This is a genomic window from Paenibacillus sp. J22FR21 (assembly GCF_056269135.1).
The window spans coordinates 226,646-243,234 of record NZ_JBWDNJ010000008.1 but is presented as its reverse complement, the minus strand read 5'-3'; the positions used below and the strand labels follow the sequence as shown (position 1 = coordinate 243,234).

Below are 16,589 nucleotides of genomic sequence, written 5' to 3'. Positions count from 1 at the left end.
CGCTTGTTAGCTCATTCAAAAAACTAGCTTTGCGAAACGTTAGTTTCGCGATTTATGACCATTTGACTGGTCGCTCATTGTTCAGTTTTCAAAGAACAAATACTTCGTGTTTGTGCGCCCATGTCTCAGCGGCGACTTGATTAATATATCACATTCGGTCATTCAATTGCAAGCACTTTTTTTAAATTTGTTTTTGCAACTCATGTACCTTCGAGTGACGCGAGAACTAATTTAACATATACGCGAGCCCCCGGTCAAGTGTTCTTTTACTTTTATCGTTTACTAATGTGATCCACTCACAACAATGTCATTTGCAGCCCCAAAATTAATGCTATGCCAGGGATTCCGAGCAGCACTGTCGTCCCGATCGTTATCGGGTTCAGCGGTACTTCCAGACCTGAGATCAACCCCGAATAATTCAGAACGTACAACGTCAATGCTGCCGCAATGAGATGCAAAGCAAATCGCCTCACCCACTGCAGCGGCAATCGATGCCTCAGCATAACAGTAATTAAGAGCAAGGAAGATACAATTAGACTAACCAGCCAAATGATTTTCATCCACTAAGTCCTCCTTTTAAAGCCGACCATTCTACCGGCAATCGTTTCGCTTTTCTGATTAGCATTTCGTAACGCTTCTCAGCCGCACCTATCGCAAATATGGCATAGTCGATTTGATCTTTGCCGAGTGCATTGTCGAAGTACCGGTATGCATTATCCCACTCTTGCTTTGCTGTCTTAATCTCTGCATAAAGTTCCACCTGCTCATCCTGCTCACTCTTCTTTAACTTCAGTGCTGCAGCCTGTTTCTTCGTACGCAGCCATTTGGCCCACATCGCAATCACTCCTCGCTCATTCCTGTTTCCCTTATAGCTCGCAATTTGCACGGCATATAGTTGAAATGTATGAAAGAGAAAGAGAATTAGAACAAGCTTCCTATCCCGCGTTCAATCGCAGTCCAAAGAAAAGCCCCGTGAGAGCAATCTCTCACGGGGCTTTTCTTACAACACGATTATCCTAATTCCCTGCGGCCTTCAAGCGCCTTGGACAAAGTAACCTCATCGGCATATTCCAAATCGCCCCCTACGGGGAGCCCATGCGCAATACGGGTGACTTTGATGCCAAACGGTTTGACTAGCCGCGATAAGTACATCGCTGTCGCTTCGCCTTCTATATTGGGATTCGTTGCGAGAATCATCTCTTGCACACGTTCGTCGCTTAATCGTCTCAATAATTCAGCAATGCGAATCTCGTCAGGGCCAATCCCCTCCATCGGCGATATCGCTCCTTGGAGAACATGATATTGTCCTTGAAACTCCTTCGTACGCTCCATTGCAACCAGATCCCGCGATTCCTGAACGACACAGATAACAGAGTTATCTCTGCTCTTGTCCTGGCAAATTCGGCAAGGATCGGTATCGGTAATGTTGCAGCATACGGAGCAGTAATGCAGGTTGCGCTTGACGCTGACCAGCGCCTTCGCGAAATCTATGACATCGTCTTCCTTCATTTTCAACACATGAAAAGCCAGTCTGGCCGCCGTTTTCGGACCGATGCCCGGCAATCGGCTGAAGGCATCAATAAGTTTGGCTATCGGTTCGGGATAATACAAGGCGCAGCTCCTCTACTCGTTTGGAACGTTAGAATAGGCCCGGGATCTTCATGCCGCCCGTAAATTTGCCCATATCTTTGTTTGCCAGCTCATCTGCTTTAGTCAGTGCATCGTTAACCGCTGTCAGGACAAGGTCTTGCAGCATTTCGATATCGTCTGGGTCTACAGCTTCCGGCTTGATGATGATGCTTTGCACGTTCTTATGTCCGTTTATTTGCACAGTAACGACACCGCCGCCTGCAGAGCCTTCGATCAGCTTCGTTCCAAGCTCCTCTTGTGCTTTAAGCATTTGCTCTTGCATTTTCTTAACTTGCTTCATCATCTGGTTCATGTTGTTCATCGTGAAAGTCACTCCTCAATTATAGTTAGATTCGTATACCCATTTGCTTGGGATGACATCAGTTGTCTTCAATAACGACAAGGTCTTCGCCAAACAGCTTAACTGCCTCTTCCACCCATTCCGGTTCGGCCGGTGCCGCACCTGCTTCATCTTGTTGAAGCATTAGCAGCTCGCCTGCAGGCGCAGGCCCGTTCTCGGCTGCCGTCTGCCATTCTTTCAGCATGACGGTAGCCAGACGGATCGGGCGATTAAACGCCTCATGCAGAGCCCGTTCGATAACCTCGCGATTGGCAGGCTTCTCTGTCGTTTCCCGGTGGATGGAGTTCTTGAATGCAACAAGGATTGTATTATCAGCGGCCGAGACGGGATCTCCATTCACAAACCAAGCATGTGTCGAAATATTATTCCCTTTCACACGCTGCAAAATGTCGCTCCATCTCATGCGCACCTGCCCTGTCGCTTGGCTCTCCGCCGCAGCAAGGAATGGATCCAGCTTGACGCGGGCTATCGAGCTTGTGCCTCCGCCGGCTGCACCGCCCTTGCCGAAGTTCGAAGCACCTCGCGCGCCGCGCTGCGCCGCTCCGGCCTGATCGCCGCTGGCCGCAGCGCCACCCTCAGGACGCACGCCGCTGGCCACGAGCTGTTCAATCTTGCGCTCCAGTGCATCAATACGCTGCTGCAGGCGCTGCACTTCTCCGGAAGGAGCACCGCCAGCAGCAGCATCAGAGACAACAGACGCAGTAACCTGCGCACTACCTGCCTCCTGCATCGTGCAGATTTTCATCAGGGCGATCTCGAATATCGTTTGCGGCAGCGCAGCATGCTTAATCTCAAGCTGATAGCCGTTAAGCACGTCTATCATGCGAAACAGCAGCTCAGCGCTGAACGCTTCGGCAACCTCACGGTATTTGGCCTGATCGACGATTCGCTCTGTTGCGGCTTTCCCTTGCGGAGCAAGCTTCAACACGAGCAGGTCCCTGAAATAGTATATTAAGTTCTCCAGACACTTATCTGCACTCTTGCCGGCTTGCATTAGCCCTTCCACCAAAGGCATTACCGCCCCGGCATCTCGTGCTCTGATTGCATCTGCTAATTGCTCGAACTGTTCCGCAGCTAGTCCACCGGTAACATCGACGGCAGCATTCAGCGTAATTCGTTCACCGCTGTAAGCCGACACCTGCTCGAGCAAGCTGATCGCATCCCGCATCCCGCCGTCCGACAGTCTCGCAATATAAGCGATTGCATCGTCTTCGGCTTCAATGCCTTCTTCGGTACAAATTTGGCGGAGACGTTCTGTCTGCTCCGGCAAAGAGACTTGACGGAAATCGAACCGCTGACAGCGTGAAATAATCGTAGCCGGCAGCTTATGCGGTTCCGTCGTCGCCAAGATGAAGATGACATGAGCCGGCGGCTCCTCGAGTGTCTTCAGCAGGGCGTTGAACGCTTCGGTCGTCAGCATGTGCACTTCATCGATAATATACACTTTGAAGCGTACTTCAGAAGGGGCATAGCGAACCTTGTCTCGAATATCCCTTATTTCGTCTATACCGCGGTTGGACGCCGCATCGATCTCCACAACATCCATAATCGTTCCGGCCGTTATGCCCCGGCACGCGTCACAGACGTTGCAAGGCTCGGTCGTCGGTCCTCGTTCACAGTTGATGGCTTTGGCCAAAACTTTAGCCGCGGTTGTTTTCCCCGTTCCTCTTGGACCGTTAAATAAATAGGCATGGGATACACGATCTTCGCGTATCGCATTCTGTAAAGTTTGAATGATATGCTGCTGGCCGACCATGTCCTGGAACGTCTGCGGACGCCAGGCACGATATAAGGCGATATGTGACATACGTTCCGTTCCTTTCGGCTGCTTTCGTTCGCGGGGCTGAAATGCCAGCCCCTTCTATTATACACGATGCCGCCAGCCAAAAAAACCGTTCTCCTGCACGTTTCTTCCTTCCCCTTAGCAGAAGGCACTCAAAGTGAGGTTTAGCAAGGAAGCACAACCTGCAGAAGTGCTCCTGTCTGTCTGTCCGCTGCTGTGACACTTCCGCCAAAGTCATGCAAAATTCGCTGGCAAACCGAAAGCCCAAGCCCAGTTCCGTTCTGTTTCGTCGTAACGAAGGGATCGAATATTTTATCAATCAGAGCAGCCGGTATGCCCGGACCTGTATCTTCAATTTCAATAAGCAGGTGCGATTTCCTGCCTTCCCGCACAACAGTGCCTCTTACCGTGAGCGTACCCCCTGCCTCCATCGCTTCAATGCCGTTCTTGCATAAGTTCAGAAACACCTGCTTGAGCATTTCTGCATCCGCCAGCACCCTCGGCAGTTCCAGCTCCTCATCCCAGATTACGTTTACATTATGAAGGAGCGCCTCACTTGCTACAACAGGCATAATATCGCGCAGCACGGATCCCACTTGCACAGAGCTTGTCATCACTTCCTTCGGTTTACTCAGCAGAAGAAACTCGCCGACAAGATGATTGATCCGATCCAGTTCTCCTAACATGATGTCCGTGTACTCCTTTTCTTTGTTCATTTCGCGTTCGATCATCGTTTTGCGGAACATTTGCAGAAACCCTCGAATCGCCGTCAGCGGATTTCGGATCTCGTGCGCAGCCCCCGCCGCAATTTGGCCAATCATGGCGAGTCGATCACTTCGCTGCACCTGCGTCTCGAGCGACCGCAAATTGGTGACATCCTTGAATATGATATAAGCACCTTCTCGGCCTTCTCCACAACTGCGAAGCAAGCCAACATCCATGAGCAGATCGCTTCGCTTGTCGTCGTGAATCCAGGTGATCGGATAGTTCCGAACCGGTTCCCCACTCTCCAGCGCCTGACAAATAAGTGCATATTCCTTCTCCGCGCTTGCGAAAAATGACGACAGCTGTTCATTAACGAGAGCTGACTTCGCAACGCCAAGCAATTGACAAGCAAGAGGACTGATATCGAAAATTTGCAGTGTCTCCGGGTGAAGCAGGATCACGCCGATATGCTCATCCTGCAGCATGGTTTCCCCAAAACGTTCAATGAGGCTAGTGCCTTGCCCGGCTTCTTGATTATATATGAAGAGCAGACAACGAATTCCCTGCTCTGTTTGTGCAATTATAGGTGCGGCCGTGGTATGCATGACAGTGCCGCCGGCTTTGCGTATTTGTATCGAAATGGAATCTCGAGAAGGAAGAAGCAGATGCTTCACGATTGCTTCTATAGAATGTTCAGGTTCAGAGCGAAAGAGCTTGCTCTCCGCAATGCCGCGGAAAGCAGTATGAAGTAAGTCCGACTCCGTATAGCCCGTATCTTTCAAGAATTGTGTATTAACATGGACCATGCGGGCGGACTCATCCAACACAACAATCATTGTGCCAGCGAACTGCGCACAATAATTATCAAGCGCCTGCAGACTCAAGTGAACAATAGAAGCAGATGGTATATCGTACATGCGTTATCCCCTTTACGTAGATCCAATCGTCTCTATTCCTTTCGTCCACAAAAGTTGATAATCCTGCCAGAACATAAAAAAACATCCATATTGACTCGTTAAGAGTCAAACATGGATGTCGTTTGTTGTTGTTAGGACCGTGCACCTAACTTCGATTGATGTAACATGGACGGCACTTCCACTCCCAGCTCTGGTCAAGCACTCCTCCGGCACATGAGCTAACCTGCTTATGGCTGCTTCCTTCCGGACCTGACCCGTTCACAAGCGCCCATTGCGGAGGACCCAACCGTCAACACTGTTCATGAACACCAGCCCCACATCAGCATAACCTCAGAAAAGGGATTCAACCTCGCTACAGCGGATTGCGAGCTACAGGGCACCGCTACCTCCCCGTCTAGCACGGCAAAAATAAGTATAGCTTGTTCTATCTCAAAGTGCAACCGCCTATTGGATGGAAGTTGTCACTGGGTTGTCATTGGAGTCAACCTGCCGCTACCCCGCCATTCGGACATGCACCTTATAGCGAGGGAAATTATCCCGCAATACGGCAAGTGATTTTACCCGCAGTTTCTCTTTATCTACACCAGGTTTAGCCTTGATGTTCACGTACATTTCAGGTCCTTGGAACATAATGTTGGTTCTTTCAATGCCACTGACCTTCTTCAGCTGCTGCTGCGCAAAATCCCCGTCACTATCATAATTCAAGAATTGACCATTGCGGTTGGGCAGATGGGGGTTGCTGTTGGAGAGCCCCATGTAGCCGTCATGACCATACGAGTTCGAATTATAATTGTTGGTCGCGTCTTTATTGTGTCCGCATGCGGATATCGAAATCGCAGTCATGAGTGTTAGCGCGCTAAGCAGAACATGCTTCTTTCGCATAAAAAAACCTCCCTTTAACCAATAGGATGGCTGAGGGAGGTTCTTGTATTCTGCTAATTTCCGGAAATCCCGGCCAATAAGGCTTAGATACCGTATTTCTTTTTGAATTTGTCGACGCGACCGCCAGCATCCAGGAACTTCTGCTTACCCGTGAAGAATGGGTGACAATTGGAGCAAATCTCTACGCGCAGGTTCTGTTTGATCGAACCAGACTCGAAGCTATTGCCGCAAGCGCAAGTTACCGTTGTGATGTGGTATGTCGGATGAATACCTTGTTTCATCTCGTTCACCTCTTTCTGCCCTGAATCAACATGTGGATCCAGAGTGTGTTACAAACATAAGAAGAGTATAGCATGGCCGTCTTCTGAAAAGCAATGCTTTTGTGGGCCACCCACAGCTTACCAAGCGAGCACTATTAGGACTGCTTTACCGGCGCCGGAGGCACGTGGGTATAGGAGCCAATCACAACATCGGGCAGTTCATCCGCGAAGATTTCCAGCATCTGCTTCATGCCGTAGATCTCCCCTTGCGGTTTCGGGATAAGCTCCAGATAGCTCTCCGGATCGATATTCAAATTCCGCATTTGGATGAGCTTCAAGCCTGTGCGTTTGACGAAACCGAGCATCGCTTCGATCTCTTCCTCACGATCCGTAACACCAGGGAAAATAAGATAGTTGATGGATGTGTACACACCTTTATCCGTTGCGTAGCGAAGTGATTTCTCGACATTCGCCAGGTTGTAGCCACGAGGCTTGTAATATGCGTTATAGTGATCATCGAGCGCACTGATGGTACTGACACGCATCAGATTAAGACCCGCATCAACGATGCCACGGATGTGATCCGTCAACCCCGCATTGGTATTGATATTAATATAGCCCATCGAGGTCCGTTTGCGGACTTCGCGCATAGCGTCGATAATAATTCTGGCTTGCGTCGACGGCTCGCCTTCGCAGCCTTGTCCGAAGCTGATGATGGACTCCGGAGCAATGAGATGCTCCATCATCACGTCAACGATTTCTTCTACCGTCGGCTTAAAGTTCATGCGTGTTTGCGGTGCTACGAAGCCGCTATCGTCGGGTTGCTCCGAGATACAGCCATAGCAGCCGGCATTGCAGGAGAAGGAAACAGGAACTGCACCTTCCCAGCGCTGCAAGAAAGTATTGGATGCCGTTAGGCACTCATAGCCAAGCGCGCAATTCGACAGATGCTTGTAGAGCCTGTTCTCCGGGTATTTGGCAAGCAGTCGCTCGACACCGACATTCAGTTCATTCGTGTCGCAGTTGAGCGGATTCCAGCGTTCCGGATCGTCGGATTTCTGCGCCGTCACATAGAAGCCGTCTTCCTTCCAAACGACAGCAGAATAACCAAAGAGCGGCAGCTTCTGTGTTTTGTCACTCTTCATATAACCCGGGATGCATAAACGAGTATAGCCCTGTGGCAAAAGTGCTCCAACCGCCTGCACATTGCCCGGCAGCGGACGCATCTCACCGGACGCATTATGAATGCCGATCGGCCGCGTATGCGGCAGTCCGACCATCGTTGCACCCTCAGGAAGAGGAATCAGCTCATCCTCCATCAGCTCAACAATCATATCGCCGCTGCGGCCAAGACCCGTCCAATCGGGATGATCGAACAAATTACCGTGTTCGTCTGCGTAAACGAGATTCATGGTGTACCTCCTAAAAGTTTTGCCGCACGCTTAATGAAATACTGCGTGAGCAAGACGACTTCCAATCTATGTTACAGGTGTCGTGCGTGTTGACGGTCTTCTCGATGCGCTTGTGGCACTGCTGCTCGAGCCTGAGCTCGGTCTGCTGCCACTTGAACTTGTGCTGGGTCTGTTTCTCGGCGCAGGTGGCGGCGTAACAGCAGAAGTGTCCAGTGAGGCCAGGAACTCCTCGTTATCCTTCGTATCCGCTAGCTTCTTCAAGAAGCCATCTACAAACTCCATGGAATCGTTCATGTTCTTACGAATCGCCCATACTTTATCCAGCTGCTCTTTGGTCAAGAGCATCTCTTCGCGGCGCGTTCCCGAGCGGCGAATATCCAGTGCAGGGAAAATACGGCGTTCTGCAAGCTTACGATCCAGATGAAGCTCCATATTGCCCGTACCTTTAAATTCTTCATAAATAATATCATCCATACGCGAGCCCGTTTCGATAAGCGCAGTTGCCAGAATCGTCAAGCTGCCGCCTTCCTCCACATTACGCGCAGAACCGAAAAACCGCTTCGGACGGTGGAATGCCGCCGGATCAATACCACCGCTAAGCGTACGTCCTGATGCAGGTACAACCAAGTTGTATGCACGAGCAAGACGCGTGATGCTATCCAGCAAAATTACGACATCTTTCTTATGCTCCACAAGTCGCAAAGCACGCTCCAGCACCAATTCCGCTACTTTAATATGATTTTCCGGCAATTCATCGAACGTCGAAGCGACAACCTCGCCTTTCACAGAACGAGACATATCCGTTACTTCCTCCGGGCGCTCATCAATGAGCAGTACAAATAATTCGATTTCCGGATTATTGGTGGAAATGCTATTGGCAATTTCTTTAAGCAGCAATGTTTTCCCCGCTTTAGGCGGCGCTACGATAAGTCCGCGCTGGCCAAGGCCAACAGGCGCAAGTAAATCCATAATCCGTGTAGATAATTTAGGCTGGGCGGTTTCGAGAACTAATTTCTTTTCGGGATAGAGAGGAGTAAGGGCTGGAAAATGAAGGCGTTCTGCAGCATGTTCGGGGCTTTCTCCATTAACGGCATTTACTTGAAGTAATCCAAAAAAGCGTTCGTTTTCTTTGGGAGCTCGGCATTTGCCTGAAACTAAATCTCCTGTACGGAGGTCAAACTTGCGGATTTGCGAGGCCGAGATGTAGATGTCCTCTGGACTTGGTAAGTAGTTAATCGGTCGTAGAAATCCGAAACCTTCCGGTAAAATCTCAAGTACTCCCTGCATAAACATAAGTCCGCTCTGCTCCGCTTGCGCGCGCAGTATTGCAAAAATCAATTCTCTCTTCTTCAGCTGGCCATAGCCCTGAATTTGATGCTGTTTGGCCAGTTTATAAAGCTCCGTGAGCTTCATCACTTCAAGATCCGCGATCTGAAGTTCAGACATAATATCACCACTTTTATCAAGGTTCAAGGTGAAACGGCTATCGCTGTCGTAATGGCGGCGCAGCGCATTTCACTCCGTGCAAATATTTCCAAGCCTCATCCATCATTGCCGGAATCAGCCTACTCTATTCCATCGGCTGATTCCTATAGCAGAATTGCATCCTGCTATTCTCCCATTCCGGCTACTCGCGCCAAACGTCTGCGCCGAGCATCCGCAAATTCTCGACTAAATTGTCATAACCACGGTCAATATATTCCACGCCCGTTATCTCCGTAACGCCTTCGCTCACAGTTAATGCCGCCACCACAAGCGCCGCGCCTGCACGCAAATCAGCTGCACGCACTTTCGCCGCATTCAGCGCACCGCCTTCGACAATAGCCGAACGGCCTTCCACCCGAATGTTAGCGCCCATTCGCGTTAATTCCGGGACATGCTTGAAGCGATTGCTATAAACATAGTCACTTAAGATGCTTACTCCCGAAGTCTGTGTCAACAGGCTGGTCATAGGGGATTGCAAATCCGTGGCGAAGCCGGGGTAAACAAGGGCTTTCACATCGATTGCTTCATACTTCGGTTGTCCTACAATACGAATGGACTCGTCCATTTCATACACATGAACACCCATTTCTTGCAGCTTTGCCGTTACTGCTTCCATATGCTTCGGAATGACATTATCAATTAATACGTCACCGCGCGTTGCCGCGGCGGCAATCATGTAAGTGCCTGCTTGAATTCGGTCAGGTATGATGGAGTGTCTGCAGCCATGCAGCCGTTCAACACCTTCGATACGAATCGTTTCTGTTCCGGCACCTTTGATCTTGGCACCCATCGCGCTTAGAAGCGTAGCTACATCTATGATTTCAGGCTCTTTTGCCGCGTTTTCGATAATGGTAGAGCCCTTGGCCCGGGAGGCCGCAAGCATAATATTGATCGTCGCCCCGACACTTACAACATCGAGGTAAATCTTCGCGCCGCGCAGTTCCTTCGCCACAATCCGTACGGAGCCGTGGTCGTTGGTTACTTGTGCACCAAGCGCTTCAAAGCCTTTAATATGCTGATCGATTGGGCGAGGCTCGAAATTACAGCCGCCCGGCAAACCGATTGTCGCTTCGCCAAATCGGCCAAGCAGCGCACCCATCAAGTAATACGATGCACGAAGCAGCTTTACTTTCCCGTTGGGCATCGGAATGGATTGCATGGCGGAAGGATCAATGACGATAGAGTCCCCGCTCCAATGTACATGTCCACCAAGCTCTTCTAAGATTTCACTGTATACGGCGACATCGCTAAGGTGAGGCAAATTATCAAGCGTGACCGTTGATTCCGCCAATATTGCCGCAGGTAGTAAGGCAACTGCACTATTCTTCGCGCCGCTGATTTGCACGGTGCCGCGCAGCGGACGTCCGCCGCGGATCATTAATTTATCCATCAGTTCTTATTATCCTCCCATCCGGAAGAGAGCAACAAAACGAGCAGCCGCTATCCAGTACATAACATAAACCCTATATGCCACAAAGCAAGCGCTCCTTCTATCAAGAGATTTCTTGACGGACGGGAGCGCCTGCTTCTGATTCGCGCTAAACGCGGCTGTTCGATTCTATAGCTTTCGGAAGTTAAGCCTGGTTGCTGCTGCCGAACAACCGGATTTTCTCTTGAACGACTGCTTTCATTGCGGAACGAGCTGGTACCAAGTATTTACGCGGATCGTACACCGATGCACTTGCGCCAAGCACTTCGCGGATCGCGTTTGTGCAAGCCACTTGGTTCTCTGTATTTACGTTGATTTTGCCTACGCCTGCAGCGATGGACAAACGAATCGCTTCGTCTGGTACGCCGGAACCGCCGTGCAATACAACAGGTACCGGAATAGCATCCGATACTTTTTGAATGATATCATAATGGATTTTTGGGTCGCCTTTGTACATACCATGAGCAGTACCTACAGCGATAGCCAAGCAGTCAACGCCTGTTTCTTCGTAGAAACGGATTGCTTCAGCCGGCTTAGCAAGCGATGCATCTTCTTCGTCAACGCTGATATCATCCTCAACGCCGCCGATTGTGCCAAGCTCACCCTCAACGGATACGCCCATAGCGCGAGCCGCTTTAACCACTTGTTTAGTCAATTCGATATTTTCTTCTAGTCCGTAGTGGGAACCGTCAAACATAACGGAAGAGAATCCTGCACGGATACATTTCATCGCAACTTCAAAGCTGCTGCCGTGATCCAGGTGAAGTGCGATTGGCAAACCGGATTTCTTCGCTGCTGCTTCAGCAATAGCAACTGTGTACTCAATACCCATATATTTAAGGGCGCCTTCAGATACACCAAAAATAAATGGCGAGTTTTCTTCCATTGCGGCTTCTGTGATCGCTTGCGCGAACTCCAGGTTGTTCATGTTGAACTGGCCGACCGCGAATTTGTTTGCTTTTGCCTTTGGCAGGAATTCATTCATCGAAACGAGTGGCATGGTTCTCTACTCCTCCTAGTGTTTTATGAAGCTTACCGCTTCATAAATTTGTCTTTGATATGCGACGCTTCGCAAAACCGCCTCAGCACGAGTGCCGACAACCGGCATTGAAGACATGCGCTTATATAACGAAAACACGCTTCAAATATCGCACCAAATGATTATAACACAATCATGAATCGTTTGGTACAAGTCTTGGAAATCGATGCTTCGTACAGTCTGTAACGCGGACAAAAAAAAGCAGCAGGACCCTTGTGCTTAGGATCCTACTGCATACCAGCCGCCAGCTTCTTCGCTGCGCAGTTGTAAGTTAACCGCCATTCGCATCTCATCAATATCGAACGGCTTAGTGAAATGCATAAGCGCGCCGTGATCAGTCGCTTCTTTAATCATGTCAAGCTCGCCATAAGCGGTCATCATGATGACTTTGATGTCTTTATTGATCGCTTTGACATGCTTTAATATTTCCAATCCGTCCATACCCGGAATTTTCATATCAAGCAATACGAGATCCGGTGCTTCGTTTCTCACAATTTCCAGTGCCAACTTGCCGTTAGGCGCTTGGAACGTTGTGTAGCCCTCGCTGCTGAACACTTCCATCAGCAAAATACGAATACCATTCTGATCATCGACAATTAAGACTTTCTTGTTTTCCAACTTGAAACCCTCCTATGAATGTACGACAACCATCGTCACGATTGGATTTGAATTCCATATTCGTTAATGATTTCGAGCCATGGCACTCATATTCCTGCTTTTGCTGGAAAAAAACTTCAAAACGATTAATTCTCTGCTTTCTCCAGCGCCGCTCTTACGAAACCACGGAACAATGGCTGCGGTCTGTTCGGACGGGAAGTAAACTCAGGATGGAATTGAACGGCCAGGAACCAAGGGTGTCCCGGAAGCTCAACCATCTCAACAAGACGGCCATCCGGGGATGTACCCGTAATGCGCAGACCTGCGGATTCGATCGTTTCACGGTATTCATTGTTGAACTCATAACGGTGGCGGTGACGCTCGTATACAAGCTCATCATCATACTCACGCGCGGACAAGGAGCCGGGTGTCAGTTTACAAGGGTATAGTCCAAGGCGCATCGTGCCGCCCATATCTTCAATGTCCTTCTGCTCCGGAAGCAGGTCAATAACCGGATATTGCGTAAGCGGGTTAATTTCGGAGCTGTTCGCATCCTTTAATCCCGATACATTTCGTGCATATTCAATGACTGCTACTTGCATGCCCAAGCAAATACCGAAGAACGGTACTGCATTCTCACGCGCATAACGAATCGCAATGATTTTGCCTTCGATACCGCGATCGCCGAAGCCGCCCGGTACCAATACGCCGTGCACACCGTGCAATTTATCTGCAACGTTCTGATCGGTCAATTCTTCTGCATTCACCCAGCGCAACTTCACATCCGCATCCGCGTCGAAGCCTGCATGGCTTAGCGATTCTACAATACTCAAGTATGCATCATGAAGCGCAACGTACTTACCGACAATCGCGATTTCAGTTGTACGGCTAAGCTGCTTCACACGGCGAACGAGTGCTTCCCATTCCGTCATATCAGGAGGCGTGGTTGTCAGCTTCAAGTGATTAACAACGATATCATCGAGTCCTTGCTCTCGTAGATTCAGCGGCACTTCGTAGAGTGTCGATGCATCGCGGCATTCCACGACGGCATTCGCATCAATATCGCAGAACAACGCGATTTTGCGTTTCAAATCGTCTGCCAGCTCATGCTCCGTACGACAAACGATCACATTCGGCTGAATCCCGATGCTTCTCAATTCCTTCACGCTATGCTGTGTCGGTTTGGTCTTTACTTCGCCTGCTGCTTTAATGAACGGAATCAGCGTAACGTGAATGTACATCACGTTATCCCGACCGATATCGCTCTTAATTTGACGAATCGCTTCCAAGAACGGAAGGCTCTCGATATCGCCTACGGTACCGCCGATCTCCGTAATAACGACGTCCGCACCTGTTTCTTTGCCTGCACGGAATACGCGATCCTTGATCTCGTTCGTGATGTGGGGAATAACTTGAACCGTTCCGCCCAAATACTCACCGCGACGTTCTTTCGAAATAACGGTGGAGTAGATTTTGCCCGTCGTCACGTTGCTGTTCTTCGACAAATTGATGTCAATGAAACGCTCATAGTGACCCAAATCCAAATCCGTCTCGGCACCATCGTCCGTTACGAAAACTTCACCGTGCTGGTATGGACTCATCGTTCCCGGGTCCACGTTGATGTACGGGTCGAACTTCTGGATCGTCACTTTCAGACCGCGATTCTTGAGCAAACGTCCGAGAGATGCGGCCGTGATCCCTTTGCCCAGCGATGATACAACACCGCCTGTTACGAAAATGTACTTAGTCACTGATGATACCCTCCACGCCTGTATGTTAAGTATAGGTTCTCCAATTTCCGAAGAAAAATGGTCGATAAAAAAGAAAAAAGTGACACCCGTATAAACGGGGCACTTTCTGTTTTTGGCTTATTGCCTGCATGTCCGAACTTGAAGCCCATGCAATAGTTTACTCTGCGCAGATACCCCATGTCAAGAGACTCAGGGGTCCCGCAGATTCGAATCTATTTGTCTTCTTCTTCTTCCTCGTCGTCGAAGTCATCCTCAGCATCTTCTTCGTCAGCCGCTCCATCTGCGCCTTCTCCGTCTTCAATGCCGTCTTCTTCAATTTCTTCGTCGTCGATGACAACTTCTTCGTCTACTTCCGCTTCTTCTTCAGCTTCGTCGAAGAGCTCTTGATCCTCATCATAAGAATCGAAGTCATCTTCTTCTGCAGCGTAAGTTTCCTCTTCCTCATCCGGATAGAGATCGTCGTCGTCCTCTTCATCATTGATGATACGGGAACGCTTCGCATTACCGACCGGATCCTCGTTCTTCTCAACCGGATACCAGCGTTTCAATCCCCACATATTGCTGCCGACGCACGCGAAACGTCCGTCGATATTAATTTCTGTATATACTTGCGCAATCACTTGGTTGATTTGATCTTGGGAAAAGCCCCGAACTTTGGCAATCTCCATCATTAGGTCGCGATAGTAAAACGGCGTATTAGCCGCTTTCAGCAATTCAAATGCCAAATCAACCATCGGCATTTCCTTGATGCGCTCAGAATCGATTTTCAAGACAATCTCGCTGCTCATTTCGGACACTTCCTCTCATGTCAAACTGCTTGAACGCTAGAAAACCGACTTCGCTGTCCTAGCAGGAGAAATCGTTTGTGCGTTAGCAATCCATTATCAAATTATAGTAAAACCTATTTCTTTGGAAAAAGCAAGCGCCCCCGCCTATGAGAGCAAAAAGAAAAAGCGAAGGAGGCGCCTTCGCTTTGACTGTATCCTTCCGGATGAGGCGTTGCCGCTGTTTCCGGTTATAAGAGCCCGTTAATGACTCTTGGTCTATACTATGTGCCCGTACGGCGAATGACACGGTTTGCAGCCTAATTATGTGAAAAAAGGCAAGTTGCTCATACAGCTTGTTGCGCTCGTTCATACAATACTGCAGCATGATTCGCCATGGAGGGGAAGCCAACTTGGACAGATCCGCAGTTCTCCGCCTGCTGCACAGCGCATTAACTCATACCACGTCAGCCGCCAAGCGACGAATCGTCCGCTTCCGGCAAAAGAGCGACTATGAGCGCTTCCTTCAAGAATGGTCGAATATCGACAAAACCGCGGCGAATGCGGCCGATGCCATCCGTCATTTGCCATTCATCCAAGGCTTCTCTTTGCGCGTGCCGAATGACCTGCTTCGCTCTCATACCCATGACGGAATTTGGATCGAGAATGACCCGCTCCTAACGGTGCATTCCTCCTCCATATATAAGCCGGTGATCCGTGAGAAAGGTATCCCTTGGGGCGTCCAGGAAATTAAAGCGCCGCTTGCTTGGAGTACAACCACCGGGCACCGCGTGAAGGTCGGCGTCATTGATACCGGCGTTGATTTCAGCCATCCGGATTTGAAGCAATCGCTGGGCCGGGGCATCAACCTGCTTAATCGCGGGTCGCTTCCGCATGATGACAACGGACACGGCACCCATATTGCCGGCACCATCGCAGCGGCTAATCAAGTGCATGGCATGATCGGCGTAGCTCCGCGTGCGACAGTCTATCCCGTGAAAGCGTTCGATCAGAATGGAAGCGCCTTTGTCTCTGATATCGTACTCGGTATCGATTGGTGCGTGCGCAACAATATGGACATCGTGAATATGAGCTTCGGCATGAAAACACGGAGCAAGTCGCTGCTGACCGCCGTAACCAACGCTTACAATGCAGGTGTCATTATCGTCGCTTCATCCGGAAACGATGGTAAACGGAAGTCGATCGACTATCCGGCACGTTACCCGCAAACCATTGCCGTCGGTGCAACGAACCGGCTGCGAAGGATCGCCCCGTTCAGCAACCGCGGATTGTATATCGACGTGTACGCTCCGGGCGACAAGATTCTCTCCTCTTGGCTGCGAGGCAAATACAACGAAATGAGCGGCACTTCCATGGCCACCTCGCATGTGAGCGGCGCCATCGCTTTGCTGCTCGCTCATCGGCCCGGAATGTCGCCAAGCGACATTAAGGCTGTCGTCAAACGATCCATGCTGCCTTTAAGGGGCACAAAAGCTCCCCGGATAACCGGAGAGCTCGATGTAATGCGAATGCTTCAGGCCGGGGACCGATAAGGTTCGCGGCCTTGATTGTTGA

At 49.9% G+C, this 16,589-nt stretch carries 16 protein-coding genes and 1 other RNA gene; 1 reads left to right on the top strand and 16 read right to left on the bottom strand.

Annotated elements, in window-relative coordinates:
- Window positions 1–296: 296 nt before the first annotated feature.
- The 16 genes from AC0YNS_RS26045 to rpoE form a co-directional block, all read right to left on the bottom strand.
- Window positions 297–560 (bottom strand): pro-sigmaK processing inhibitor BofA family protein, encoded by a 264-nt coding sequence (locus tag AC0YNS_RS26045; protein WP_475783839.1) that lies wholly within the window; start codon window positions 558–560, stop codon window positions 297–299.
- A complete protein-coding gene (locus AC0YNS_RS26040) occupies window positions 557–835 on the bottom strand; it encodes a DUF2508 family protein (protein WP_090985968.1) in 279 nt (92 codons plus the stop codon). The genes AC0YNS_RS26045 and AC0YNS_RS26040 overlap by 4 nt, the downstream gene beginning before the upstream one ends.
- 176 nt (window positions 836–1,011) lie before the next feature.
- The gene (recR, locus tag AC0YNS_RS26035) at window positions 1,012–1,611 is read right to left on the bottom strand and encodes a recombination mediator RecR (RefSeq protein WP_091225095.1); all 600 of its coding nucleotides are present in this window, start codon (window positions 1,609–1,611) and stop codon (window positions 1,012–1,014) included.
- A 28-nt stretch (window positions 1,612–1,639) separates the two neighbouring features.
- Window positions 1,640–1,951, bottom strand: a complete 312-nt coding sequence (locus AC0YNS_RS26030) for a YbaB/EbfC family nucleoid-associated protein (protein ID WP_090985971.1) — start codon at window positions 1,949–1,951, stop codon at window positions 1,640–1,642.
- 58 nt (window positions 1,952–2,009) lie between these two features.
- Complete coding sequence (gene dnaX / locus AC0YNS_RS26025) at window positions 2,010–3,797, bottom strand: DNA polymerase III subunit gamma/tau (RefSeq protein WP_475783838.1); 1,788 nt, start codon at window positions 3,795–3,797, stop codon at window positions 2,010–2,012.
- Between the two features lie 140 nt (window positions 3,798–3,937).
- Window positions 3,938–5,395, bottom strand: a complete 1,458-nt coding sequence (locus tag AC0YNS_RS26020; RefSeq protein ID WP_475783837.1) for an ATP-binding protein — start codon at window positions 5,393–5,395, stop codon at window positions 3,938–3,940.
- Between the two features lie 137 nt (window positions 5,396–5,532).
- Window positions 5,533–5,798: signal recognition particle sRNA large type (ffs, locus tag AC0YNS_RS26015), an RNA gene on the bottom strand.
- A gap of 89 nt (window positions 5,799–5,887) precedes the next feature.
- Window positions 5,888–6,277, bottom strand: coding sequence for a hypothetical protein (locus AC0YNS_RS26010; protein ID WP_475783836.1), 390 nt, complete (start codon window positions 6,275–6,277; stop codon window positions 5,888–5,890).
- Window positions 6,278–6,360: 83 nt separating this feature from the next.
- Window positions 6,361–6,558, bottom strand: coding sequence for a 50S ribosomal protein L31 (gene rpmE / locus AC0YNS_RS26005; protein ID WP_090985975.1), 198 nt, complete (start codon window positions 6,556–6,558; stop codon window positions 6,361–6,363).
- 134 nt (window positions 6,559–6,692) lie between these two features.
- Window positions 6,693–7,949, bottom strand: coding sequence for a radical SAM family protein (locus tag AC0YNS_RS26000; protein ID WP_475783835.1), 1,257 nt, complete (start codon window positions 7,947–7,949; stop codon window positions 6,693–6,695).
- Between the two features lie 66 nt (window positions 7,950–8,015).
- Window positions 8,016–9,395 (bottom strand): transcription termination factor Rho, encoded by a 1,380-nt coding sequence (gene rho / locus AC0YNS_RS25995; RefSeq protein WP_475783834.1) that lies wholly within the window; start codon window positions 9,393–9,395, stop codon window positions 8,016–8,018.
- A gap of 181 nt (window positions 9,396–9,576) precedes the next feature.
- A complete protein-coding gene (locus AC0YNS_RS25990) occupies window positions 9,577–10,824 on the bottom strand; it encodes a UDP-N-acetylglucosamine 1-carboxyvinyltransferase (protein ID WP_090985981.1) in 1,248 nt (415 codons plus the stop codon).
- A 184-nt stretch (window positions 10,825–11,008) separates the two neighbouring features.
- Window positions 11,009–11,863, bottom strand: coding sequence for a class II fructose-1,6-bisphosphate aldolase (fba, locus tag AC0YNS_RS25985; RefSeq protein WP_475783833.1), 855 nt, complete (start codon window positions 11,861–11,863; stop codon window positions 11,009–11,011).
- 258 nt (window positions 11,864–12,121) lie between these two features.
- The gene (locus AC0YNS_RS25980) at window positions 12,122–12,520 is read right to left on the bottom strand and encodes a response regulator (RefSeq protein WP_091225104.1); all 399 of its coding nucleotides are present in this window, start codon (window positions 12,518–12,520) and stop codon (window positions 12,122–12,124) included.
- 125 nt (window positions 12,521–12,645) lie between these two features.
- Window positions 12,646–14,250 carry a CTP synthase gene (locus tag AC0YNS_RS25975; protein ID WP_090985987.1) on the bottom strand — a complete coding sequence of 535 codons (1,605 nt, stop codon included), beginning with the start codon at window positions 14,248–14,250 and terminating at the stop codon, window positions 12,646–12,648.
- 212 nt (window positions 14,251–14,462) lie between these two features.
- Window positions 14,463–15,038 carry a DNA-directed RNA polymerase subunit delta gene (gene rpoE, locus AC0YNS_RS25970; protein ID WP_475783832.1) on the bottom strand — a complete coding sequence of 192 codons (576 nt, stop codon included), beginning with the start codon at window positions 15,036–15,038 and terminating at the stop codon, window positions 14,463–14,465.
- A gap of 389 nt (window positions 15,039–15,427) precedes the next feature.
- Between rpoE and AC0YNS_RS25965 the strand changes: the two genes are divergently transcribed.
- The gene (locus AC0YNS_RS25965; RefSeq protein ID WP_475783831.1) at window positions 15,428–16,567 is read left to right on the top strand and encodes a S8 family peptidase; all 1,140 of its coding nucleotides are present in this window, start codon (window positions 15,428–15,430) and stop codon (window positions 16,565–16,567) included.
- Window positions 16,568–16,589: the final 22 nt, after the last annotated feature.